At 60.5% G+C, this 20,274-nt stretch carries 22 protein-coding genes and 1 riboswitch; of the genes, 8 read left to right on the top strand and 14 right to left on the bottom strand.

Annotation, left to right across the window (positions count from 1 at the left end):
- Window positions 1-60: 60 nt before the first annotated feature.
- Window positions 61-177, bottom strand: a riboswitch (SAM riboswitch).
- A 233-nt stretch (window positions 178-410) separates the two neighbouring features.
- From CQ019_RS07280 to CQ019_RS07260, 5 genes are all read left to right on the top strand, one after another.
- A complete protein-coding gene (locus CQ019_RS07280; RefSeq protein WP_105569341.1) occupies window positions 411-1,532 on the top strand; it encodes a sorbosone dehydrogenase family protein in 1,122 nt (373 codons plus the stop codon).
- Between the two features lie 139 nt (window positions 1,533-1,671).
- Window positions 1,672-3,282 (top strand): AMP-binding protein, encoded by a 1,611-nt coding sequence (locus tag CQ019_RS07275; RefSeq protein WP_105554023.1) that lies wholly within the window; start codon window positions 1,672-1,674, stop codon window positions 3,280-3,282.
- An 83-nt stretch (window positions 3,283-3,365) separates the two neighbouring features.
- A complete protein-coding gene (locus CQ019_RS07270) occupies window positions 3,366-3,944 on the top strand; it encodes a dihydrofolate reductase family protein (protein WP_096282838.1) in 579 nt (192 codons plus the stop codon).
- Between the two features lie 206 nt (window positions 3,945-4,150).
- The gene (locus tag CQ019_RS07265; RefSeq protein ID WP_096282839.1) at window positions 4,151-4,522 is read left to right on the top strand and encodes a hypothetical protein; all 372 of its coding nucleotides are present in this window, start codon (window positions 4,151-4,153) and stop codon (window positions 4,520-4,522) included.
- Window positions 4,523-4,628: 106 nt separating this feature from the next.
- Window positions 4,629-5,252, top strand: coding sequence for a TetR/AcrR family transcriptional regulator (locus tag CQ019_RS07260; RefSeq protein WP_105554024.1), 624 nt, complete (start codon window positions 4,629-4,631; stop codon window positions 5,250-5,252).
- 62 nt (window positions 5,253-5,314) lie between these two features.
- Here CQ019_RS07260 and CQ019_RS07255 read toward each other — a convergent pair whose 3' ends face one another.
- Together CQ019_RS07255 and CQ019_RS07250 are read right to left on the bottom strand one after the other, a co-directional pair.
- The gene (locus CQ019_RS07255) at window positions 5,315-6,832 is read right to left on the bottom strand and encodes an acetyl-CoA hydrolase/transferase family protein (protein WP_374954787.1); all 1,518 of its coding nucleotides are present in this window, start codon (window positions 6,830-6,832) and stop codon (window positions 5,315-5,317) included.
- 181 nt (window positions 6,833-7,013) lie between these two features.
- Window positions 7,014-7,319 (bottom strand): helix-turn-helix transcriptional regulator, encoded by a 306-nt coding sequence (locus tag CQ019_RS07250; protein WP_105569340.1) that lies wholly within the window; start codon window positions 7,317-7,319, stop codon window positions 7,014-7,016.
- 244 nt (window positions 7,320-7,563) lie between these two features.
- Between CQ019_RS07250 and CQ019_RS07245 the strand changes: the two genes are divergently transcribed.
- Window positions 7,564-7,866 carry a PadR family transcriptional regulator gene (locus tag CQ019_RS07245; RefSeq protein ID WP_105569339.1) on the top strand — a complete coding sequence of 101 codons (303 nt, stop codon included), beginning with the start codon at window positions 7,564-7,566 and terminating at the stop codon, window positions 7,864-7,866.
- 9 nt (window positions 7,867-7,875) lie between these two features.
- Window positions 7,876-8,268, top strand: a complete 393-nt coding sequence (locus CQ019_RS07240; protein ID WP_105554027.1) for a hypothetical protein — start codon at window positions 7,876-7,878, stop codon at window positions 8,266-8,268.
- Between the two features lie 71 nt (window positions 8,269-8,339).
- On the opposite strand, the gene rplI is transcribed toward CQ019_RS07240, so the two are convergent.
- The 7 genes from rplI to CQ019_RS07205 form a co-directional block, all read right to left on the bottom strand.
- Window positions 8,340-8,798, bottom strand: coding sequence for a 50S ribosomal protein L9 (rplI, locus tag CQ019_RS07235; RefSeq protein ID WP_096282849.1), 459 nt, complete (start codon window positions 8,796-8,798; stop codon window positions 8,340-8,342).
- Between the two features lie 17 nt (window positions 8,799-8,815).
- Window positions 8,816-9,055, bottom strand: a complete 240-nt coding sequence (gene rpsR / locus CQ019_RS07230; protein WP_026820365.1) for a 30S ribosomal protein S18 — start codon at window positions 9,053-9,055, stop codon at window positions 8,816-8,818.
- 61 nt (window positions 9,056-9,116) lie between these two features.
- Window positions 9,117-9,704: a single-stranded DNA-binding protein gene (locus tag CQ019_RS07225; protein WP_105569338.1), complete on the bottom strand. Its 588-nt coding sequence runs from the start codon at window positions 9,702-9,704 to the stop codon at window positions 9,117-9,119.
- A 58-nt stretch (window positions 9,705-9,762) separates the two neighbouring features.
- On the bottom strand, window positions 9,763-10,059 hold the full coding sequence (gene rpsF, locus CQ019_RS07220; protein ID WP_096282853.1) for a 30S ribosomal protein S6: 297 nt from the start codon (window positions 10,057-10,059) through the stop codon (window positions 9,763-9,765).
- A 169-nt stretch (window positions 10,060-10,228) separates the two neighbouring features.
- Window positions 10,229-12,325 carry an acyltransferase family protein gene (locus CQ019_RS07215; protein WP_105569337.1) on the bottom strand — a complete coding sequence of 699 codons (2,097 nt, stop codon included), beginning with the start codon at window positions 12,323-12,325 and terminating at the stop codon, window positions 10,229-10,231.
- A 212-nt stretch (window positions 12,326-12,537) separates the two neighbouring features.
- Window positions 12,538-13,089 carry an LURP-one-related/scramblase family protein gene (locus CQ019_RS07210; protein ID WP_146112482.1) on the bottom strand — a complete coding sequence of 184 codons (552 nt, stop codon included), beginning with the start codon at window positions 13,087-13,089 and terminating at the stop codon, window positions 12,538-12,540.
- 143 nt (window positions 13,090-13,232) lie between these two features.
- A complete protein-coding gene (locus CQ019_RS07205; protein WP_105554031.1) occupies window positions 13,233-14,513 on the bottom strand; it encodes a M18 family aminopeptidase in 1,281 nt (426 codons plus the stop codon).
- A gap of 311 nt (window positions 14,514-14,824) precedes the next feature.
- On the opposite strand from CQ019_RS07205, the gene CQ019_RS07200 reads away from it, so the two are divergent.
- Complete coding sequence (locus CQ019_RS07200; protein WP_105554032.1) at window positions 14,825-15,244, top strand: lipopolysaccharide assembly protein LapA domain-containing protein; 420 nt, start codon at window positions 14,825-14,827, stop codon at window positions 15,242-15,244.
- A 65-nt stretch (window positions 15,245-15,309) separates the two neighbouring features.
- On the opposite strand, the gene CQ019_RS07195 is transcribed toward CQ019_RS07200, so the two are convergent.
- From CQ019_RS07195 to CQ019_RS07175, 5 genes are all read right to left on the bottom strand, one after another.
- Entirely contained in the window at window positions 15,310-16,011 is a 702-nt protein-coding gene (locus CQ019_RS07195; protein WP_105554033.1) for a response regulator transcription factor, read from the bottom strand.
- Window positions 16,012-16,014: 3 nt separating this feature from the next.
- The gene (locus CQ019_RS07190) at window positions 16,015-17,304 is read right to left on the bottom strand and encodes a sensor histidine kinase (RefSeq protein WP_181148320.1); all 1,290 of its coding nucleotides are present in this window, start codon (window positions 17,302-17,304) and stop codon (window positions 16,015-16,017) included.
- A gap of 38 nt (window positions 17,305-17,342) precedes the next feature.
- Entirely contained in the window at window positions 17,343-18,173 is an 831-nt protein-coding gene (locus CQ019_RS07185; protein ID WP_105554035.1) for an ABC transporter, read from the bottom strand.
- Window positions 18,173-19,105, bottom strand: coding sequence for an ABC transporter ATP-binding protein (locus CQ019_RS07180; protein WP_105554036.1), 933 nt, complete (start codon window positions 19,103-19,105; stop codon window positions 18,173-18,175). Before CQ019_RS07180 ends, CQ019_RS07185 begins: the two co-directional genes overlap by 1 nt.
- A gap of 128 nt (window positions 19,106-19,233) precedes the next feature.
- A complete protein-coding gene (locus CQ019_RS07175; RefSeq protein WP_105569336.1) occupies window positions 19,234-20,268 on the bottom strand; it encodes a YdcF family protein in 1,035 nt (344 codons plus the stop codon).
- Window positions 20,269-20,274 lie beyond the last annotated feature (6 nt).

Genomic DNA, 20,274 nt, shown 5'->3' with positions numbered 1-20,274 from the left:
CGGCAGGCTAAAGCAGCTTTGACTTGCTCTTACCCGCCGTCGAAGGTTTAACGCCTCGATGTGCGGTACTTGTATCGTGCGGTGTTGCGCGACACCGAATCTTCACCTGGAGCACCCCGCTACCGTATAGAGGGTTGCCGGCCAGCTAGCCAGGGCCTTTAGCTGACGCTCATGATTCTGATTAAAACGATATTGGCCTAAGCTCCCGCGCGTCAAACAAATTGCTTCGCAAATCGAAATATTCAACCCAAAATTCGATGAGCCACAAGTATTCGAGGGTCCATCGGAAATTTATTCAATCACAGGAGGGTTCGGATGCGGCTGCGCGGCCCGCTGATACCGCTCCCCTTCGCTGCGATACGAAGCGCCCAGCCTCTTGCATAGCGAACGGATCTTGCTAGCCTGAAACCATGCGGCCTCGAATAGCTGGTAATCCGAAGATCACGGTTTTCCTTGGAATTCTCGCCTGCGCCGCGATGCTCACCGGATGCGCCGCCGAAGCACCGCGTTCCCCCGGCGCCACGTCAAGCAGCAGGGCAGTCGATACCAAGTCGCCCGAACCGCGAAGGATCGCAGCCGAGCTAGCCGCCCCCTGGTCCATGGTCTTCGCCGAAAATACGCTGATCGTTTCAGAACGCGATTCGGGGCGGATCGTGGAAATAGATTCAGCGGGCAATGCCCGGCAAATCATCCGCTTGGACGACGTAGTTCATGGTGGCGAAGGCGGACTGCTTGGGCTGGCCTTTCAACAGCCCTACCTTTTCGCCTACTCCACCGCAGAAGACGGCAACCGCATCCAGCGATTCGAACTTTCCGGCGACAGCGGTGCGCTCGCGCTGAGTCATCCGCGGACGATCCTGTCCGAATTGCCATCGGCAGGAATTCACAACGGGGGGCGTCTAGCCATCGGACCGGATTCGATGCTCTACGCGACCGTGGGAGACGCTGGAAATGAATCCTCGGCTCAAGATCTGGAAAGTTTAGGCGGAAAGATCCTGCGGCTGACCATTCAGGGCGAGGTCCCCGGCGACAACCCCTTCCCCGGTTCGCCGGTATTCAGTTTCGGCCATCGCAATCCACAAGGTATCGCTTGGGCTCCCGACGGAACCATGTATGCCAGCGAGTTTGGGCAGAACCGCTGGGATGAATTGAACATTATTGAGCCCGGAGCCAACTACGGCTGGCCGGCGCACGAAGGCATTGCGGAAGATCCCGAATACCGCGACCCGATCCAGCAATGGAGCACGCAGTCCGCGAGCCCCAGCGGCATCACCATTTACGACGGGGTCCTCTACATCGCCAACCTGCGCGGGGAGCGCCTGCGAACCGTGGAGCTGAGCACGCCTCACGATTCCACCGAGTTCCTCGTAGGTGACCATGGGCGCCTGCGGGACGTGAAGGTCAGCGAGACCGGCGAGCTCTGGGTGCTGACGAATAACACCGACGGTCGCGGCACCCCGCAAGAGGGTGACGACAGGATTCTCGGCATCTCCCCGGAGACGCTCATCGACCGAACTGCCACCCGGCGCTGAATTTCGGCCACTGAACGAATTGATACTGCGGTTCTTGGATTGAACCCGAGGTCCATGCCACCATGAAGGTCGCAAGTGCTTCAGCTCACAGGCGCAGGCTGAAGGAAACCACGGATACGAATCGAAGGATATCGCACACATGGTCATGACTCAGGCTAACCACTCGGAACTCACACCCCTGCGATTCCTGCAGCGTTCGGCCGAGGTATACCCGTCGAAGACCGCGGTGATCCACGGGACCCGCAGGTACAGCTACGCCGAATTCGAGCGGCGCGTGCAACGCTTCGCCCAGGTCGTCAAGGCGCGGATCGCGCCCGGGGACCGCGTCGCGGTACTTGCGCCGAATACTCCCGAGATGCTCATGGCCCACTACGCGGTTCCGCTGGCCGGGGGCGTGCTGATCGCACTGAACACCCGCCTGTCGGCGCCCGAGCTGCGCTATATTATGGATCATTCCGAGTCGAAGCTGCTGTTCGCCGATACCGAATTGTTGGCAAATACTTCGACCCTGCGTTCCGAGATTCCGAGCTTGGAAGCGTTGATCGAGATCACCGATGACCAATACGCCGGTACGCGCCCGACCGTCGCCGTGGACGCGGTGCTCTGCGAGCTGCTGGACGCGGCCGGCGAGGAACGCCTGAGCTACGAGGTGGCAGATGAGCGCGCCCCGATCACGTTGAACTACACCTCGGGCACCACCGGCAAACCCAAGGGCGTGCTGTACTCGCACCGCGGCAGCTACCTGAACTCGCTGAGCGAGGCCCATCACCAAGGCTTCACCGCAAAGACCCGTTACCTGTGGACCCTGCCGATGTTCCACTGCAACGGCTGGTGCACCCCTTGGGCGGTCACCGCCGCGGGTGGCACGCACCTGTGCTTGCGCGGCGTGCGCGAGGATGCGGTGTGGGACGCCATTGAGAATCTTTGCGCCACACATCTGTGCGGAGCCCCCACGGTCTGCTCGATCATTGCCGACTCACCGCGCGCCCACGCCCTGTGCGATCCGCTGCGTATCACCACCGCCGGCGCCCCGCCGTCCCCGGCAATCATCACGAAGCTGCAGAAGCTGGGCATCGAGGTGGTCCATGTATATGGGCTCACCGAGGTCTATGGCCCCTACACCATCTGTGAATACCAGGATGACTGGGATCAACTGGATGCGGACACGCGAGCCGCAATGCTCTCCCGCCAAGGCGTGGGCATGCTGACCGCCGAAAGCGCACGCATCGTCGACGAGAATATGGTGGACGTTCCCGCCGATGGGCAAACCATGGGTGAGATCGTCTTGCGCGGCAACAACGTGATGATTGGCTACTACCGCGATGAGGCAGCCACCGAGCAGGCCTTTTTCGGCGGTTACTTCCATACCGGCGATCTGGGAGTGATGCACCCGGACGGCTACCTCCAGGTCCGTGACCGGGCCAAGGACATCATCATTTCAGGTGGAGAGAACATCTCCACCATTGAGGTCGAACAGGCTCTCGCCGCGCACCCGCAGGTGCTGGATCTTGCGGTGGTGGGCGTCCCCGACGACAAATGGGGCGAGCGTCCGGTCGCCTATGTCATTCGCACCACAGGTTCGAGCCTGGACGAGGCGACCCTGATCAATTTTGCCCGCGAACGGCTAGCTGGATTTAAAGTGCCACGCACCATCGTGTTCCCGCAGGATCTGCCGCGCACCTCTACCGGCAAGGTGCAAAAGAACGTGCTGCGCAATCGAAGCCTTGCAGCGCATTCAGAGAACGCCTGACTTGATGCCTGCTTTGGGTTCCCCCGCGCACCTGCGAGGCGTAAGGTGAGGTGCACTTAGCGCCGATTTCACGGGGAGTTCCCATGGCAGCGACATATACCTTCGACATCTTCTCCAGCCTCGACGGCTTCGGCAGCGCCACCGGAAATTGGGGCGGCTACTGGGGCAAACAGGGCCCGGAGCTGCTCGCTCGGCGGCTCGAGCACTACTCGCCACCCTGCCGGATGGTCTTCGGCGCAAACACCTATCGGCTCTTTGCCCAGTTCTGGGCCGAGGCGGAGAAATATACGGATGTGGATGACCCTTGGGGCGAGGCCATGCACAAGCAGCCTGCCACCGTCATTTCCAACTCCCTCGTCGGCCCGCTGGACTGGCCCGACGCGGCCATTGAGCGCGGTGATGCCCTTGCCGTAGTTCCGCGGCTGAAAGCCGAGTCGCTGGTGCCGCTGCGCTCTCACGGTTCGCTGTCCATGAATCGTTCGCTGTTGGCAGCCGGCCTCGTCGACTATATCCAAGTCACCATCTTCCCGGTGCTCACCGGACTGACCGGGCAATCACCGATCTTCGAGGGGGCCGAGGACTTCGACCTGGAACTCGTAGAGTCCCGACTGCTCGATGGCCGGACGCAAGAGCTCATCTATCGCCCGAGCCTGCATCACTAGCGCCGGTGAACCGGCAAAAAGTCGTCGTTGGCTACCGGAAATACGACCATCAGAGGGCTGCTTGCCCGGCGGCATGCGCGGCGCGAATCGGCTCCCCAGCCGCAGTCCGGTACCCCGGATAAACTATTGACCGGGCGGTCAATCAAACATAAATTGGAAATTGACTCCCAAAGGGAGCACTCCGACCTCTAGGAAGGTGATTTTCAATGAAGAAGTGGACTCGGTGGCAAGATTGGGTTGTCGTGGTGGCTGGCGCATACGCCGCGCTGTCGACAACATGGGTCGCGGGCACCACGATGTCCATGAACCTGATGGTGGGCCTTGGCGCCCTGATGGTCGTAGTCGGCATATGGAGTGTCGCCATGCCACGGCTGGTCAGCTTGGAGTGGGTGCTGGCCGCGGTCAGCGCGCTCTTGGTCGTCTCCCCTTGGCTCGGATCCTATGCAAGCGGCTATGCCACTGCTTCTTGGGTCTCGTGGATCTGTGGCGCCGTCGGCCTGGTTGCTTCTCTCTGGGCAATAGCACCGGCGATGCACATGCGCCACGAAGCCCACGGCGGCACGCGGGCAGCGCACTGACAACCATCTGCAACACGCAACCGGACGCGTGCGGGACAACGGGCAGAGCCCGCTGAGTCGCACGCGTCATTCTTGCCCGCAGCTCAATCGCGGAAGGATCTCCCCAATGCCCCTGCGCACCCCGACCCACGGCGGCAAGCACTCTCCTCGTGCCAACGACGAAACCGGAGCCTCCGCACGCACCCGCATCCTGAATGCAGCCGAACAGCTGTTCGCGGCGCAAGGCTTCGATGGGACCCCTACCTCGCATATCGCCAGGGATGCCGGCGTACCCAAAGGGCTCCTGTTCTACTATTTCCCGGCGAAGTTCGCCCTGCTCACGGCCTTGCTGGAGGAACGCCTCCAGGGCACGGAGATCGATTCCGGCGCGCTGGCAGTTCCCGGCGATCCTGCCTCGGGCCTCGTGATGATCGCCGAACGCTACTGCGCGGAGCAGGCGCGCTCCACCATGCTCCGGGTGGTGCTGTGGCGCGAACAGCATACCCACGCGGAGGTGGCGGCAGCCTTGGCAAGCTATCTGCATGATTTGGAGCAGTCAATCGAGCAGCTGCTGAGCCTGAGCGTGAGTTCCGCGGTGGATCAGCGATTTCTGCAGGCCGCCAGCCGGCTCTGGGCCGGCTATTTGAGGACTCTGCCGTTGCCGGGCGCGGCAACCGGCGGGCAGCGGTCCGCCATGGAGCTGCGCCTGGCCGCGGACCTGGTCTGCTCCGGGATGAACTCGGGGCAGTGAACGCGCGCGAGCCCGCGAGAACCCAAGGGTTTTCGCGGGCTCCTTGCACGGTATGCGGCGGACTACTGGGCCAGGCGCATATCCCCGGTTTCGTAGTAGCGCTGGTGCCAGCTCAAGGCCTCGCCCAGCAGGTGCGGGGTGTGCTTGCCGTAGCTTTCGCTCCGGGCCCGGTCGAAGTAGTCCTGGAGCATTGGGCGGTACGCCGGGTGCGCGCACTTGTCGATAATCAGCTGGGCGCGCTGCTTCGGCGACAGCCCGCGCAGGTCGGCCAGGCCCTGTTCGGTAATCAGGATCATGGTGTCGTGCTCGGTGTGGTCCACGTGGCTGGCCATGGGCACGATGCCCGAGATCTTGCCGCCCTTGGCCACCGACGGAGACATGAACACCGACAGGTAGCCATTGCGCGCAAAGTCGCCCGAGCCGCCGATCCCGTTCATCACATGCGAGCCGAGCACGTTGGTGGAGTTCACGTTGCCGTAGATGTCCGCCTCGATCATGCCGTTCAGCGCGATGCAGCCCAGCCGGCGAATGATCTCCGGGTGGTTGGAGATTTCCTGGGCGCGCAGCAAGATGCGATCGCGGTAGTGGGCCACGTGCTTGTTGAACTCGTCGATGCCCGCCGCCGACAGTGAGAAGCTGGTGGCGGAGGCGAACTCGATGGTGCCGTCCTTGATCAGCTCCAGCATCCCGTCCTGGATGACCTCGGTGTAGGCGGTCAAGCCCTTGTAGCCGCCGCGGGCCAGGCCTGCGAGCACCGCGTTGGCAATGTTTCCCACGCCCGACTGCAGTGGCAGCAGCTTCTCGGTGAGCCGTCCGGCGCGGATCTCGTAATCCAGGAAGTCCAGCAGGTGATCGGCAATCTGCGTGCTGGTCTCGTCCACCGGGGCAAAGGGGCTCAAGCGGTCGGGCGCGTCGGTTTCGACGACCGCGACCACCTTGGTGACGTCGATGTCCAGGTATTTCTGGCCGATGCGGTCGCGCACCGTGGTCAGGTTGATGGGTTTGCGGTGCGGTGGCAGCGCGGTGCCGCAGTAGATATCGTGCATGCCGTCCAAGGAGGCGGACTGCTGAGTGTTGACCTCGATGATGATCCGGTCTGCCATTTCCAGCCAGGTCTTGTTATTGCCCACCGAGCTGGAAGGGATCAGGTCGCCTTCTGCGGTCACCCCGACGACCTCGACGATAGCCACATCGATCTTGCCGTAGAAGCCGAACCAGGCGTGCTGGGCGACGTGGGACAGGTGAATGTCCATGTACTCCATGTTGCCGTCGTTGATGCGGCGGCGCAGTTCCGGATCGGACATGTACGGCAGGCGCAAATTCATGCCCTCGGCCTTGGCCAGCACTCCGTCGAGCTCGGGGGCGGTCGACGCGCCGGTGAGCACGTTGATCTTGAAGTCCTTGCCCTCGCCATGCTGGCGTTCCATCTGCGCCGCGAGCGCGCCGGGTACCGCCTTGGGGTATCCCGCACCGGTGAAGCCACTCATGGCCACAGTCATGCCGGGTTTGATAAAAGTTGCCGCCTGTTCGGCACTCATCAAACGGTCAACAAAGGCTCGGTGGTGAATACGCTCGTGCAAAATAACCCCTTCTAAACTTCCTTGTGATGCAGGTCTATAACCTGCATCTCACCGGAATACTTTAGCCGTTATTCGCCTGCAGTTAGACCTCTACCAGGCCTTATCCGCGATAGGTGGGGATATTAGCGACGAGGTGCGTCCAATTTGCGCCGACCGGTCTAGCCTGCGGCGGCCCCTTGGCCTAGTTCAGGTCCACGTGAATGGTTTCGCCGACAACCCTTGCCTGCAGCCTGCCACCCATCGCTTCGACGTAACGGCGCAAGGTTGCGAACTGCACGCGATCGATATCTCCGGTTTCCATGCGGGCCACGCGATCAACGCTGAGCTTCAGCGATGCGGCCAGTTCCACCTGGCTCATTTGCGCATCTTCGCGCATTTCGCGTAGTGACAGCTTGCGGGATTCTTCCTGCACGGTACGCCGATGCTCGGCAACCGCGTCGCGCTGGGAATCAGTTAATACATCTGGATCGGCATACGCAAAGCCCATGTGTTCCACCGCTTCTCTTTATTTAGGTCAACCATAGCCACTCTCACATTCGAGGCTATGGGCGGCAGCAGCGTTCCCCAATGATTATGACGACATTAGTTCCGGTCAATTTGGTGAATTATGGGCCAACACAGGGTTTCGCCATGGCATGGAATGTAGTTAAGCGCGAACGACTAGGGAAAATCGGGAAATATCATCCGAAAGCAGGATGAAAACCTAGCTATGTAAGAATCATACTTAAGGGATGGACGAGAATAAGGTAGTTCATCAAATCAGACGGTCCATGCTGCCCGTCGTGATCTTGAGCCAATTGCTCCAGGGGCCAAGCCACGGTTATTCAATGCTTTCAAAATTCGATGAGCACGGCATCACCGGGATCAAGAGCGGCACCTTGTACCCCCTGCTACGCGGCATGGAAGAGGCCGGAGATATCGCAGCCGAGTGGGAAATCGCCGACCGCGGACCGGCGCGCAAGAACTTCACCATCACCGAGCAGGGCCAACAGACCCTGCAAGAAATTCGACTCTGGCTACGCCAGATTGGCTAGGAGCGCCTTATGCAAGATATTGACACTTACCTCGAAGAGCTGCGCTTCAGCCTTTCACTGCGCAACCTGAACGCCGACACCATTCGCGATATTCTGCGCGAAGTGAGCTCAGAGTGCAATAACTACGAAGAGGCAACGGACAACTTCGGCACGCCAAATGACTACGCCGGCAGCTTCCCCAAAAAGGGCGCGGCAAAGGGGCATCAAATGTTCATGATGATCGGAGTGGCCTTGGGAATACTGTGGCCAGCATTTCAGCTGATCGATCGCGCCCAAGACCCCGATGGGCTCAACGGGCTCGGAACGATAGCCAAAACCTGGCTCCCAGCGTTGGGCTTTATCGCACTTGGAATCCTCATCGACTTCTCACGCGCGCTAAGCCGTTCCCGGAAGACCCGCTAAACGCCAATGGGCGGTGCACTCCCCTTGCGGAGAATGCACCACCCATTGAGAAGAGGTGAGTCTAGGCAGACTTACTTCTTGGCAGCAGCTACAACCTGAAGCTTCAGGTTTGCAACAACATCCGCGTGAATGCGAACGGTTGCGCTGTAGTTGCCAGTCGACTTGATGTGGTCGTTGACCTCAACGTTGCGCTTGTCGATCTTACCCAGACCGGCAGCCTCAACTGCGTCAGCGATGTCAGCGGTCTTAACGGTGCCGAACAGGCGGCCGTTAGCGCCAGCCTTGACGGTGATCTTCACCGGCTGGGACTTCAGCTTCGCCGCAATTGCCTGAGCTTCCTCAAGGTTTGCAACGGCACGAGCGGCACGAGCAGCCTTGATGGACTCAACCTGCTTCTCACCGCCCTTGGTCCACACGAGTGCGAACCCGCGTGGAAGGAGGTAGTTACGGGCGTAGCCGTTCTTTACCTCAACAATGTCGCCCGCAGCACCCAGACCGGATACTTCGTGAGTCAGAATGATCTTTGCCATTTTGCTATCCCTCTTCCTTAGCCTCGGCCAGCGCCGGAGTAAGGCAGCAGGGCTACTTCACGTGCGTTCTTGATTGCCTGTGCGATCTTGCGCTGTTCCTGAACCGATACGCCGGTCACGCGACGAGCGCGGATCTTTCCGCGATCAGAGATGAACTTGCGCAGCAACGCTACGTCCTTGTAGTCGATGACGGTGATGTCAGCGGCCTTCAAGGGATTGGACTTTGGTTTGGGCTTACGGATTTCAGCCTTAGCCATCGTGGAGCTCCTTAGGTTTGGAGCCCGCAGAGAGATCTGCGGGATGGTGAATAAATAATTGTTAGAAAGGTGGCTCGTCGTTGCCTGGGTTGCCCCAGCCACCGCCGCCGCCGTTGTTACCGCCGGAGTTGCCTCCGGTGCTCCACGGGTCGTTGGATGGAGCATTCCATCCACCGCCCTGCTGCGGCTGCGGCTGCGGCTGCTGTGGGGCATTTTGCTGCGGCGCGTTGGAGAAACCTCCACCGCCACCGTTGTTGCCAAAGCCGCCCTGGCCACCGCCGGAGCGCTGGGTGCGGGTTACCTTGGCAGAGGCAAAGCGGAGCGACGGGCCGATTTCATCGACCTCGAGCTCCATGACGGTGCGACGTTCGCCTTCCTTGGTGTCGTACGAACGCGAGCGCAGACGACCCTGGGCGATGACTCGCATGCCCTTGGTGAACGTCTCGGCTACGTTTTCTGCAGCCTCACGCCACACCGATGCACGCAAGAACAGGGCTTCCCCGTCCTTCCATTCATTGGACTGGCGATCGAAGGTGCGAGGAGTCGAAGCGATCGTAAAGTTCGCTACGGCTGAACCGGATGGCGTGAATCGCAGCTCCGGATCGGCGGTCAGATTTCCGATGACGGTAATAACAGTCTCGCCTGCCATTGACTCTCCTTACTCAGAATGAACGTTTGTCGTACAACGGAAGATGTTGCCAGCGTAATTAAACGCGGGCCTCTTCCGGACGGGTGACCTTGTGGCGCAGGATCTGCTCGTTGATCTTGAGCTGACGCTCAAGCTCGAACGAAGTAGCTGGATCCGCGGTGTAGTTCACCACGATGTAGATGGCTTCTGCCTTCTTCTGGATCTCGTAAGACATCTTGCGACGTCCCCAGATATCGACCTTCTCGATCGATCCACCAGCAGCGCGAACAACCTCGAGGTACTTCTCGATGGTTGGTTCTACGGTGCGGTCATCGACCTCTGGATCGATGAGGACCATAAGTTCATAAGCACGCATGTGAACCCACCTCCTTTGGGCTAAACGGTCGCGGCATTTCCGCAACAGGAGGTTCTTGCGTTATCCGTGCTCCGCGGCACCCAAGTTTCGGGCGTGCAGTAGCACAGACCTTTCAATCCTACCCGAGATGTCGGTCGGGGCAGAACCCTTGGTGTCCTAGATCATGAACTCATTTTTGCTCGCCGTCCATTGCAGCTTCCAGACGCTGACCGAAAACCGGCGCCAGTGTGCGCATATAGGTGTCCGAGACATGATGCTTATCCCGGTAGACCAGCACATTTCCGATGACCGCCGGGCAGCGCTGGTCGATGCAGAACTGATCGCTGAAATCCAGCACCTGAACCCGCGGCTCAAGCTTCGCGGCCTGCCGCGTGGCATCCCCCTCTTCGAAGGCGGACTCCTTGTCGAAGGAGCACTGCTCGGGGTTGGAGGAGTGTTCCTCCACGCAGTCGCGTGCATAGGAATCCTGCGGCGGCCGCGGCGTATCAACCACCGCGTACACCTGGCGTCCTGCGTTTTCTAGCTTGCCCCACTGCTCGGCGTATCCCTGAGCCGCGTCCCCGACGAAGCTCGCGCCGCCCCAGTTGGCCGCAACGACCGCGTTGAGGTCCTCGCGTTCACTGAGTTTCATCAGTGTCTGCTCATTGGCTTCGGCGCAGTTGATCCCTCCCTCGCGTTCGGCGGTGCGACTTTCGGCGCTGAACGGGCAGGAGTTCTTCAAATAGGTCACGATCTTCCAGCCGCGCTCCTTGGCGTGGCCGGCGAGCGCCTCGAACCAGTGGGCCGCGTGGGAGTCACCTACTAGGGCCACCGTAAGGGTGGCGTCCTTGCTGCCGAATTCGCATTCCTTGATCTGGGTGGATTGCGGGTCTTGCACGCATTCGCCTAGATCCGGCTGATCATCTTCGGCCGTTGCCGGCACCGGAATGATCTGGGGCTGATCTGCCAGGTAGGCCGGGGCGCCAGCGGATACGGAGGCGGCGCCGAAGCCGGCCGGCGGGTTCTGCAGCAGCGCCGCGACTTGTTGCTGCTCGCGCTCGATCGATTCGCGCTGCGCTACGCCCGGAATCAGCGCCACGGACGCAACCACCGCGATCATGGTGGCCCCTGCGAGCAGCGAGCGCTTCGCGGAGGCCGCCACTGGCTGCCAATGGCGTGCCGGGGTTTCGACGAAACGCAGGCTGGCCCAGGCCAGCGCCAGGGATCCTGCCATGAGCGCCAATGATTCCACCGGGGTCGGATCATGCCCGGTGAGATGGGTGGCGAAAACTATCAACGGCCAATGCCAGAGATACAAAGAGTATGAGGCCAACCCGATCCATTGCACCGGGGCAAAATTCACCAGCGCGTGCAGCGAACCGGGACCCGAGGTGGTGCCTGCGGCAATGATTGCCGCACAGCCAAGCACCGGAACGGCGGCAGCGATTCCGGGGAATACGGTCTGCGCGTCATAGCTGAAGGCCGCACCGAGAATTGCGGCGAGCGCGAGCAGCACCACCGCATTGCGCACCGACCAGGAGCTGACCCAGCGCGGAAGCGTGAAGGCGCCATTGGCATGCCCATCCGCTGCAAGGGCGAGCAGCCCTCCGGCCGCTAGTTCCCAGATGCGCGTAGTTGTCACGAAGTAGCCCGCGGCGTCCCCGGAATATCCGGTGAAGATCGAATAGCCCAAGGAAAGCAGTGCGATAACCGTAAAGGCGATCCACAGCATCCGGCGGCGGGAGGCAAAGCGATCGGCTCGCGGGCCGGGGAGGTTGTGTTTGACCAGCAGGCAGGCCGCCAGCACCAGCAGTGGCCAGAACAGGTAGAACTGCTCCTCAACCCCTAGGGACCAAAAGTGCTGCAGGGGTCCGGGTGCCTGCTCGGACGCAAGATAGTCCACGGAATCCGCGGCCAGCACCCAGTTCTGCACCGAGAAGGCCGAGGCGAGGCCCTGCACGGTCAGTGTCCCCCACTGGGTTTTGGGGAAGATGGCCAGGGCCGCCGCAACGACCACCAATATGACGAGCATTGCGGCTGGCAAGATCCTGCGGGCACGCCCGGCGAAGAAGGAGGCCAGGTTCACCGTCCCGGTACGCTGCGCCTCCCGCAATAGGTGCGAGGTGATCAGGAAGCCGGAGATCACGAAAAAGATGTCCACGCCAATATAACCGCCGGGCAGCAGTCCAGGCTCCAGGTGGTAGGCAACCACCAAAAGGACCGCGAGGGCACGCAGCGCCTGGATCTCGGGCCGGAAGTTCTTGGGGGCAGCAGGAGGGGAGCTCATAGAGTTCTATCCGACCACCGCCGGGTTAACGGATAGTAACTATCCGATGACTCGCAGGCCATCGGCAGGTACCAATCCCCTGCGCCGGAGCTGCAAGAAGCCAGAGAATCCGTATCTCCATGCACCTGCCGCTCCGGGGCACTGCTGGCTCGATATCAGGCTTCCCTGCCTCGCCGATGCGCGTGCCCGGGAGCTAAGGTGCGGGATTCTGCTCAGCTACTACGTTTTTGCTTCTCCCGAATGAGGTCGAGGGCCAAGATCGACCCGATGACGGCCTGACGCTGCCCAATTGTGAGGCTTGGGGCAAGCCGCAAGGCATAGGTGGATTTACCGAGCAGGGCATTGCCCACACCCGACCATTCGCGCGCAACGCTGGCTAGCACACCCGCCGCTCCGGTGACTTGGAAATCGAATCCCCAAATATCACCGGACATTTCCAGCTCCTCACCCTGAAAATCGATGGTGATTCGAGTTTTGAAGAAGGTGATTCGCTTGACCAGACTAGCCAGCGGATTGCCCGGGCCATCTAGGATTTCCAAGCGGTCGCGGCCTAAGGTCATGGTGTCTTTCACCTGTATGACCGGATTGTCTGGACCGTCAAAAACCGTAAGCTGCCGGGCCCCGGCAAACATCCGGCCCAGCGCGCTGCCACCCGTTTCAACGTGGGCAACCTGCACGCCAGCGCCGTCCCTGATGGCGAAGTCATTCTTCGAGATGTTTTTGGTCTGCTGGAACACCAACAGGTCCTGAGCGAAGATCGTCATGAAGGCGATTATGCCATCAAGCGCCGCGGTACCTCGAGGCTCGAAGTTGCCAGCGAACTCAGCGGCAACGACCAACTCAAACTCCAAATGAACTCGGAATCAAAGCAAGATCTTGAGTTCATTTGGAGCTGAGATCATTTTCCCTAGGCTCCGAAGAACTCGCGGGAGACCTTCGAGAGGTACCAAGGATCATCCACGCCGCACATCTCGCGGGCCGAATGCATCGATAGCAGCGCGACGCCTACGTCCAGGGTGCGGATGCCCAAACGGGTGGCGGTCAGCGGGCCGATGGTCGAACCGCACGGTACCCGGTTGTTCGAGACGAACTCTTGGTATGGAACTCCTGCGTTCTCGCACCAATTCGCGAAGGCAGCTGCTCCGACTGCGTCGGTGGCGTAGCGCTGATTGGCGTTGATCTTCAGCAAGGGTCCGCCGTTGAGCTGCGGTCGGTTGGCCGGGTCATGGCGCTCCGCATAGTTCGGGTGCACCGCGTGGCCGGCATCCGCGGAGAGGCAGACCGAGGCCGACATCGCCCGGGCGGTGTCTTCGGTGCTCGCGCCGAAGGATGCCTGGATCCGGCCCAGCAGTTCTTCCAAGAATGGTCCACTGGCACCGGAACGCGATGCCGAACCGATTTCCTCATGGTCGAAGGCGGCGAGCATGGCGATGTGGTTGCCCGATGGGTTCCGCGAGTAACCGGTCAACGCAATCAGCCCGGCATGCACGCTAGTGAGGTTGTCCAGTCGTGAACTGGCGAAGAAGTCCTTGCCGTGGCCGAATACCTCGCCACGCTGGGCCGGAGCGGTCAGCACGTCATAGCCTGCAACCAAGCCCGGGTCCACGCCCGCTGCGGCCGCCAGAATACCTAGAATGTCTGCGTCTGCCAGCTCCCCGGCGCCGAAGATGGGGTTGGTGTGGGCCTGCTTGTCCAAGGTCAGGCCGTCGTTGACCTGGCGGTCCAGGTGAATCGCGAGCTGCGGGATGCGCAGCAGTGGTTCGGTCTGAGCCAGGTGCACGGACCCGTCGCGCAGCACCAGACGTCCGGCGAGCACCAGTTCGCGGTCCAGCCAGGAATTCAGCAGCGGACCGCCGTAGACCTCAACCCCTGCCTGCCACCATCCATTGGAGCCGGTGGTTGGTTTGGGCTTGAGCTTAAAACCGGGTGAATCGGTGTGCGCACCGAGGATGTGGAAACCGCTGGTTGCGGTGGCGGCTTCGGGCTGGACCCAGGCGATGACGGCGCCGTCACGCACCACATAGTAGGAGCCCGCGCTCAGCTTCCACGCGGCCGATTCGTCCAATGCGGTGAAGCCCGCGGCATCCAATCGTTTGGCGGCGCTGGCTGCCGCGTGGAAGCTCGACGGGGAGGTCGCTACGTATTCGGCCAGGTCTGCAATGTGGGCCATTGCTGCGGCTTGTGCCATAACTGGGTGCTCACTTCTTTCATCAGGTTTCGGTGTCGGCCTGAATTGCCGAGCTTTGTCCAGCTTAGTGGGCTTCTGCCGTTAGCGGCTATGCCAACGAATGCACCATGGAGTTTTCAGCAACTTGCCTGCGGATCCTTGGAGTCCGGGCTGGCTTGGCGCATACGGGCTGACCCGATGCATGGCTCAACTTCGGCATTCTTGATCATCGAATAGCTCTGACCAGCGAATCAAAAGGTATTGCACTTGACGAAGTGCCCATATTCGGGCAATGCTGGCAGAAAGTAGCCAACTAGGAAACGAGCGAAATCATGACATCGACTCCTCACAGCCCAGATGAGATCCCGGTTGGTCACGAGCCAACACCAGATCCAGACGAAGTTGCGGTAACAAAACCGGTAACCGGTCCGGTCGACCAACCGAAAAAATCCAAGGGTAAGACCCCGCCACCTGAACCGGAGGCCAAGTTGCCTGTCACCAGGCTCGGACGGATCTGGACGGCATCCGTGCTGGGGCTCATTGTCCTGGTGCTGCTCATCATTTTCATTGCCCAGAATCAGGATCAGGTGACGCTGCGCTACTTCACCTACGAAGGCCAGGTAAATCTTGGACTGGCGCTCTTCATTGCCGCCGTCGGCGGTGGCTTGTTGATTGCTGCAGCTGGGGCTGCCCGCGTGATTCAGTTGCGCGCCACCGCCAGGAAAGAGCGCAAGGCTCAGAAGCGCCGTTAAGCGCAGAATCGCTGTTGGCGGCACCCTATACGGGTGCCGCCAACAGCGATTTTTTTGCGAAAGCCTTAGAAGTCCAGCCCCTGCGAAGGGATGACCAATCCTGTCTCGTACGCATAGACCACGGCCTGCACCCTATCTCGCAGATGAAGTTTGGTCAGGATCCGTCGCACATGCGTTTTGACCGTCGCCTCGGAGAGGAAAAACCGATGCGCAATCTCCGCATTGGACAACCCCTCGGACAGGGCGCGCAGCACTTCCTGTTCACGAGGCGTCAGATCATCGAGTAACGGATCGCGTTCCACAGCCTCCGCATTCTTCGCAGGCTGGCCTTTAGCGCCGTTGCGCACATAGGTCTCAAGCAGTCGCGCGGTCACACGCGGTGCAACAACCGCGTCCCCCGAAGCAACCAGCCGTACCGCGGAGACCAGCTCCTCTGGGGCCACATCCTTGAGCAAGAAGGCACTGGCACCGGCCTGCAAACCGGAAAACGCGTACTCATCCAGGTCGAAGGTGGTCAAGATGATGATCTTCGTTTCCGGATGCTGCTTGGCGATCCGTTCGGTCGCCTCAAGGCCATCCATCTTCGGCATGCGCACATCCATCAGCACCACGTCCGGGGTCAACGCCGCGGTCTGCGTCAACGCTTCCAGGCCATCTGCAGCCTCCCCAACGATATGCATATCGGTTTCGCCTTCGAGAATCAGCCGGAAGCCCATGCGCAGCAGCGGCTGATCGTCGACCAGCAACACTTTAATATTTTCTTCCATGAGCTACTCCTTGGGACTTGGATTCTGCGTGCTGTATTCGGGCAATTGCAAGGAGGCTTTAACGATCCAACCGCCGTTGGCCGCCGGCCCTGCGTTCACCGTTCCGTCAAAAAGCGCCACGCGTTCACGCATCCCGCGCAGTCCCTGACCGGTGCCGACACTTGGCACACGGGTTGCATCACCGTCATCGATGATTTCGATCCGCACCTGGCTCGCACAGCGTTCCATGCGCACCTGCACGTTGCTGACATTGTGGGCGTAGCGCAAGGAGTTGGTCAATGACTCTTGGATAATACGGAAGATCGTCAGCTGGAAGGCGGCGTCCTCGGGAAGTTGCTTTCCGGTGTATGTATAGGTCAGCGGCAATCCTGCAACACGGAAGCCCTCAAGCAATTGGTCGAGGCTGCCTCCGGTTGGTTTAAGCTCTGGCTCACCGGTCTCGTTCTGGCGTAAGACCCCGAGCATGCGGCGCATGTCGGCGAGCGCCGCCCGGCCGGTGCCCGAGAGTTCTTTGAGCACCTGCTCGGAACGTTCCTGGTCGCGCCGCCCGACCACGCGCGCCCCTTCGGACAATGCAATCATCACCGAAAGCGAGTGGGCGACCACGTCATGCATTTCGCGGGCAATACGGTTTCGTTCCTGCACCTGGGCAAGGCGCGAGACCTGTGAGGCCCAATGGTTGAGCTCGGCCTCGTGAATGCGCGCATTGCGGATGTTCGTACCGATAGCCGCGGCGGCGGCGTAAATACCAATCAGGAATCCGCCGGTGACACCGATGAGAATACCGGAAGCCGCAGCGTCATCGAGGTTTTCTTCATCTGGTTCCGCGGTCAGATCCGAAAGGTCCGGGTAACCCATCAACACCATCATCAACAGTTGGAAGCAGCCGGCGAGCAGCGCGATGGGGATCGCGCGCCGTCCAGAATAACTGGTTCCCACCGTGTACAGGGCGATGGTCATGCCGACCCCGCCCATTCCGCCGCCTTGACCGGCAATTAATATGCCGACGAATTCAAGGACAAAAACGATGCTCAGCACGGTTAGCGGCGCCTTGCGACGCCAGAGCAGCACGAGCCCGATACTCACCGTCAGCAGCAAATACAGCGCCGGAGGTACCTGTGGCAGATAGGCCATCATGACGGTGTTGGGGAGCGCCAAGAAGAAGTAGATTACTACGGTTCCCACAACGACCACACGCGGATGGGTGCGCAGGTACCTGCGTACCCGGCCCATCCGCTTGGCCGCCAGCTCGTCGAAGGAGACTATCGGCTCCTGCAGCGATGTTTGGCTCATGTCATCCAGTCTAGTTTGCTCAACTGCTACAACTCTTCTTAGACGTCTCGGCTCTTCAACAGCCAAGCACCCAGAATGAGCGGAATCAGCGTCCATCCGGCTACCCCGAGCAGCTGCTGCCACTGCTCAAGCTCGCTGGGGTAGGACAGCGGCATAGCCAATGACATGCTCAGATTGTCCGGAAGGAAACGGACGATGTCCTGGACCCAGTCGGCAACCAAGGTGAGCAGCCCGGTGACCGCGGGAAGCACAAAGAACAACGCCACCAGCGAGGTAATTCCACCGGCAGAGTTGCGCAGCAGTGCACCCAGAGCCAAACCGATCAGCGCAGCCATTACCACGGCCAAAACTCCGTACCAGAGCACGTTCTGGAAATCGCCGCCGAAGTAGTCCAGCTCCATGTTGTAGTTCTTGGCCAATGGCATGCATACCAGGTAGGCAAGTGTGCTTCCGATGACCTGGACTACGGCGCAGAGCAGGGTAATCAGCGTAGCCTTGGCGGCGAAGACGCGCAGACGCTGCGGGCTGGCCAAGAAGGTGCTCACCGCCGAACCGGTGGTGAATTCGCCGCTGATGAGCAGCACGCCCAAAACACCGAGGATCAGCTGGGAGAACGCCAGGCCGGAACCCACGAGTTCTGCGGTAAAGGCCGCACTTGACATGTCCGGGGCGCCTGGCACCGGTGGGGCCTCGCCGGCAAAGGAGCCAACTCCCCACACGCCAATTGCGGCAATGCCCATATTGAGCACGATCGCCACAAGCAGCAGAATACGAGTGGAATTCAGTGAGAAGAAACGAATTGATTCCGAACGCAGCACACCACCGAAGGTGACCTTGCCGCGTGTTGGGGTTGCGAGCTGGGTACTCATTAGTTCGTTCCTCCGGCAACTGCTTCGTTGAGAATTCGTGATTTGTATTCGACCTCGTCGCGGGTCAATTCCATGTACGCGTCTTCCAGGGTCCGCTGCATTGGACGCAACTCGCTCAGCACGACTCCGGCTTCCAGGGCGCGGCGGCCGATCGATTCGGAATCCGGGCCGGCGACGCGCAAGGTTTCCGCATCCAGACGGGTCAATTGCACCCCATCGGCTGCCAAGCTGCTCATCAGCAGCTCCAGATCGCTGGAGCGGACAATGGTTTGCGAGAGCCCGTCATCGATGAACTCGTTGATCGGAGCATCCGCAAGGATCCGGCCGCGGCCGATCACAATCAGATGATCAGCGGTCTGCGCCATCTCGCTCATCAGGTGCGAGGAGATGAATACGGTCTTCCCCTCGGCCGCCTGCTGGCGGGCCAGGTTACGCACCCAGGCGACACCTTCCGGGTCCAGTCCGTTAACCGGTTCGTCCAAGATCAGCACTTGCGGGTCCCCGAGCAGCGCCGAGGCGATCCCCAGACGCTGTCCCATGCCCAGCGAGAAGCCACCAACCTTCTTGCGGTTAAGTTGGCTCAGGCCGGTGAGTTCCAGAACCTCGTCCACCCGGGAAGTGGGAATTCCCCCGGTGGCCGCCATGGATCGCAGGTGGGAGCGCGCGGAGAGCGACTTATGTACCGATTTGGCTTCAAGTAGCGCGCCGACCTCGGTCAACGGGTGTTTAGAGGAGGCGAATTTCCGGCCATTGACGGTGACCTGCCCAACGGTCGGCTTGGCTAGCCCCACGATCATGCGCATGGTCGTTGACTTGCCCGCGCCATTAGGGCCGAGGAATCCGGTCACCATTCCCGGCTGCACCGTAAACGACACGTTGTCGACTACGGTTTTCGCACCATATTTTTTGGTTAACTCATGTGCCTGAATCATACTTCCAGTTTAGAAACCGCACAGTTGGAAAGCACCGCCCCGAATGCTGATCTTGGCTCTCACTCCAAAGACTGAGCCAGCAGCTCGGCGGCGATGAGCATACACCTATAGGTGCACGTATTTGCTGCTTAGAGCACCTGGTCGTAGTTCAACAGAAGCATCAAGGCCCCGATGACCACCGCGGCGAAAGGCAGCGCTAGCAACCCCATGGTCAGCTTATGATCCCGCACGATGGCCACGCATTCGCGCAAGAAGGCGCTCGGCCGATAGTAGGCCGCGGTCTTGCCGCCGAAAGCCCGTGCGTCCAACCCGAGCTGGCGAGAAGCAAAGCCTGCACGCAGCGCATGATAGTCGCTGGTCACCACCCACAGTTGGCCTTCGACTTTCTGCTGACGCACCAACGCATCGGAGAAGACCAGATTCTGGATCGTGTCCTTTGCCTGATCTTCAACCATGATTTGCGCTTCGGGTATGCCCTGCTCTTGCAGGTAGCGTGCCATGCTGACGCCTTCGGGCTCCACCTCGTCGCCACCTTGCCCACCGGTCGGAACCAACAAGGGTTTAGGCTCGGACGCGGTTTCGTAGAGCGAGATTCCCCTATCCAATCGACCGCGCAGCAAGGGAGTGACTTTGCCTTTAATGGTGCGTGCCCCCAGTACTACCACCGCGGCTGCTTGCCCCTTGGAGGGGAACTTCGCCTGCACCCAGGCATAAAGCAGCAGCATCGAGAAGAGGCAAGCGGCCAAGGAGGAGGACATGAACAGGACAAAGGCGAACGCGTAGGCCCACCAAGTATTAATGGACAAGATCACAAACGCCGAGACTGGCAGGCCAAGGACCGCCAGGCCCGCGACCAGCGAGAGCAGGTTCGACATCCTTGGGCCTTCACGCCGCCACATCACGACACCGTTGTGGATTAACGCTCCGGCAAACACGATATAGATCAGTGGAGCCAGCAAGAAGACCAGCACAAGCACCAAGCCGAGGCCGGGCACCAGGCTGGTCAGTAAGTTGATGCTCAGCGAGATACTCCCCAGCACCAGCGGAAAGAGCAGTATCGCGTTGCTCAACCGGCGCGGATCCTTGCGGTACCGAATGATGAAGACCGCCCACACGATCAGCAAGATGAATGCCGGGAAAACCCCGAAGTACGTCGAATCCATCAAAGT

Origin of the sequence: Arthrobacter sp. MYb229 (assembly GCF_002975405.1) — a bacterium.
GTDB lineage: Bacteria > Actinomycetota > Actinomycetes > Actinomycetales > Micrococcaceae > Glutamicibacter.
The sequence above is the reverse complement of the archived record's forward strand: the minus strand, read 5'-3'. Positions and strand labels throughout refer to the sequence as shown.

What these genes read in the sequence shown, in the direction of transcription:
- CQ019_RS07280 (WP_105569341.1), top strand. Translation starts at nt 411, where the DNA reads ATGCGGCCTCGAATAGCTGGTAATCCGAAGATCACGGTTTTCCTTGGA.
- CQ019_RS07275 (WP_105554023.1), top strand. Translation starts at nt 1,672, where the DNA reads ATGGTCATGACTCAGGCTAACCACTCGGAACTCACACCCCTGCGATTC.
- CQ019_RS07270 (WP_096282838.1), top strand. Translation starts at nt 3,366, where the DNA reads ATGGCAGCGACATATACCTTCGACATCTTCTCCAGCCTCGACGGCTTC.
- CQ019_RS07265 (WP_096282839.1), top strand. Translation starts at nt 4,151, where the DNA reads ATGAAGAAGTGGACTCGGTGGCAAGATTGGGTTGTCGTGGTGGCTGGC.
- CQ019_RS07260 (WP_105554024.1), top strand. Translation starts at nt 4,629, where the DNA reads ATGCCCCTGCGCACCCCGACCCACGGCGGCAAGCACTCTCCTCGTGCC.
- CQ019_RS07250 (WP_105569340.1), bottom strand. Translation starts at nt 7,319, where the DNA reads ATGGGCTTTGCGTATGCCGATCCAGATGTATTAACTGATTCCCAGCGC.
- CQ019_RS07245 (WP_105569339.1), top strand. Translation starts at nt 7,564, where the DNA reads ATGGACGAGAATAAGGTAGTTCATCAAATCAGACGGTCCATGCTGCCC.
- CQ019_RS07240 (WP_105554027.1), top strand. Translation starts at nt 7,876, where the DNA reads ATGCAAGATATTGACACTTACCTCGAAGAGCTGCGCTTCAGCCTTTCA.
- rplI (WP_096282849.1), bottom strand. Translation starts at nt 8,798, where the DNA reads ATGGCAAAGATCATTCTGACTCACGAAGTATCCGGTCTGGGTGCTGCG.
- rpsR (WP_026820365.1), bottom strand. Translation starts at nt 9,055, where the DNA reads ATGGCTAAGGCTGAAATCCGTAAGCCCAAACCAAAGTCCAATCCCTTG.
- CQ019_RS07225 (WP_105569338.1), bottom strand. Translation starts at nt 9,704, where the DNA reads ATGGCAGGCGAGACTGTTATTACCGTCATCGGAAATCTGACCGCCGAT.
- rpsF (WP_096282853.1), bottom strand. Translation starts at nt 10,059, where the DNA reads ATGCGTGCTTATGAACTTATGGTCCTCATCGATCCAGAGGTCGATGAC.
- CQ019_RS07215 (WP_105569337.1), bottom strand. Translation starts at nt 12,325, where the DNA reads ATGAGCTCCCCTCCTGCTGCCCCCAAGAACTTCCGGCCCGAGATCCAG.
- CQ019_RS07210 (WP_146112482.1), bottom strand. Translation starts at nt 13,089, where the DNA reads ATGACGATCTTCGCTCAGGACCTGTTGGTGTTCCAGCAGACCAAAAAC.
- CQ019_RS07205 (WP_105554031.1), bottom strand. Translation starts at nt 14,513, where the DNA reads ATGGCACAAGCCGCAGCAATGGCCCACATTGCAGACCTGGCCGAATAC.
- CQ019_RS07200 (WP_105554032.1), top strand. Translation starts at nt 14,825, where the DNA reads ATGACATCGACTCCTCACAGCCCAGATGAGATCCCGGTTGGTCACGAG.
- CQ019_RS07195 (WP_105554033.1), bottom strand. Translation starts at nt 16,011, where the DNA reads ATGGAAGAAAATATTAAAGTGTTGCTGGTCGACGATCAGCCGCTGCTG.
- CQ019_RS07190 (WP_181148320.1), bottom strand. Translation starts at nt 17,304, where the DNA reads ATGAGCCAAACATCGCTGCAGGAGCCGATAGTCTCCTTCGACGAGCTG.
- CQ019_RS07185 (WP_105554035.1), bottom strand. Translation starts at nt 18,173, where the DNA reads ATGAGTACCCAGCTCGCAACCCCAACACGCGGCAAGGTCACCTTCGGT.
- CQ019_RS07180 (WP_105554036.1), bottom strand. Translation starts at nt 19,105, where the DNA reads ATGATTCAGGCACATGAGTTAACCAAAAAATATGGTGCGAAAACCGTA.
- CQ019_RS07175 (WP_105569336.1), bottom strand. Translation starts at nt 20,268, where the DNA reads ATGGATTCGACGTACTTCGGGGTTTTCCCGGCATTCATCTTGCTGATC.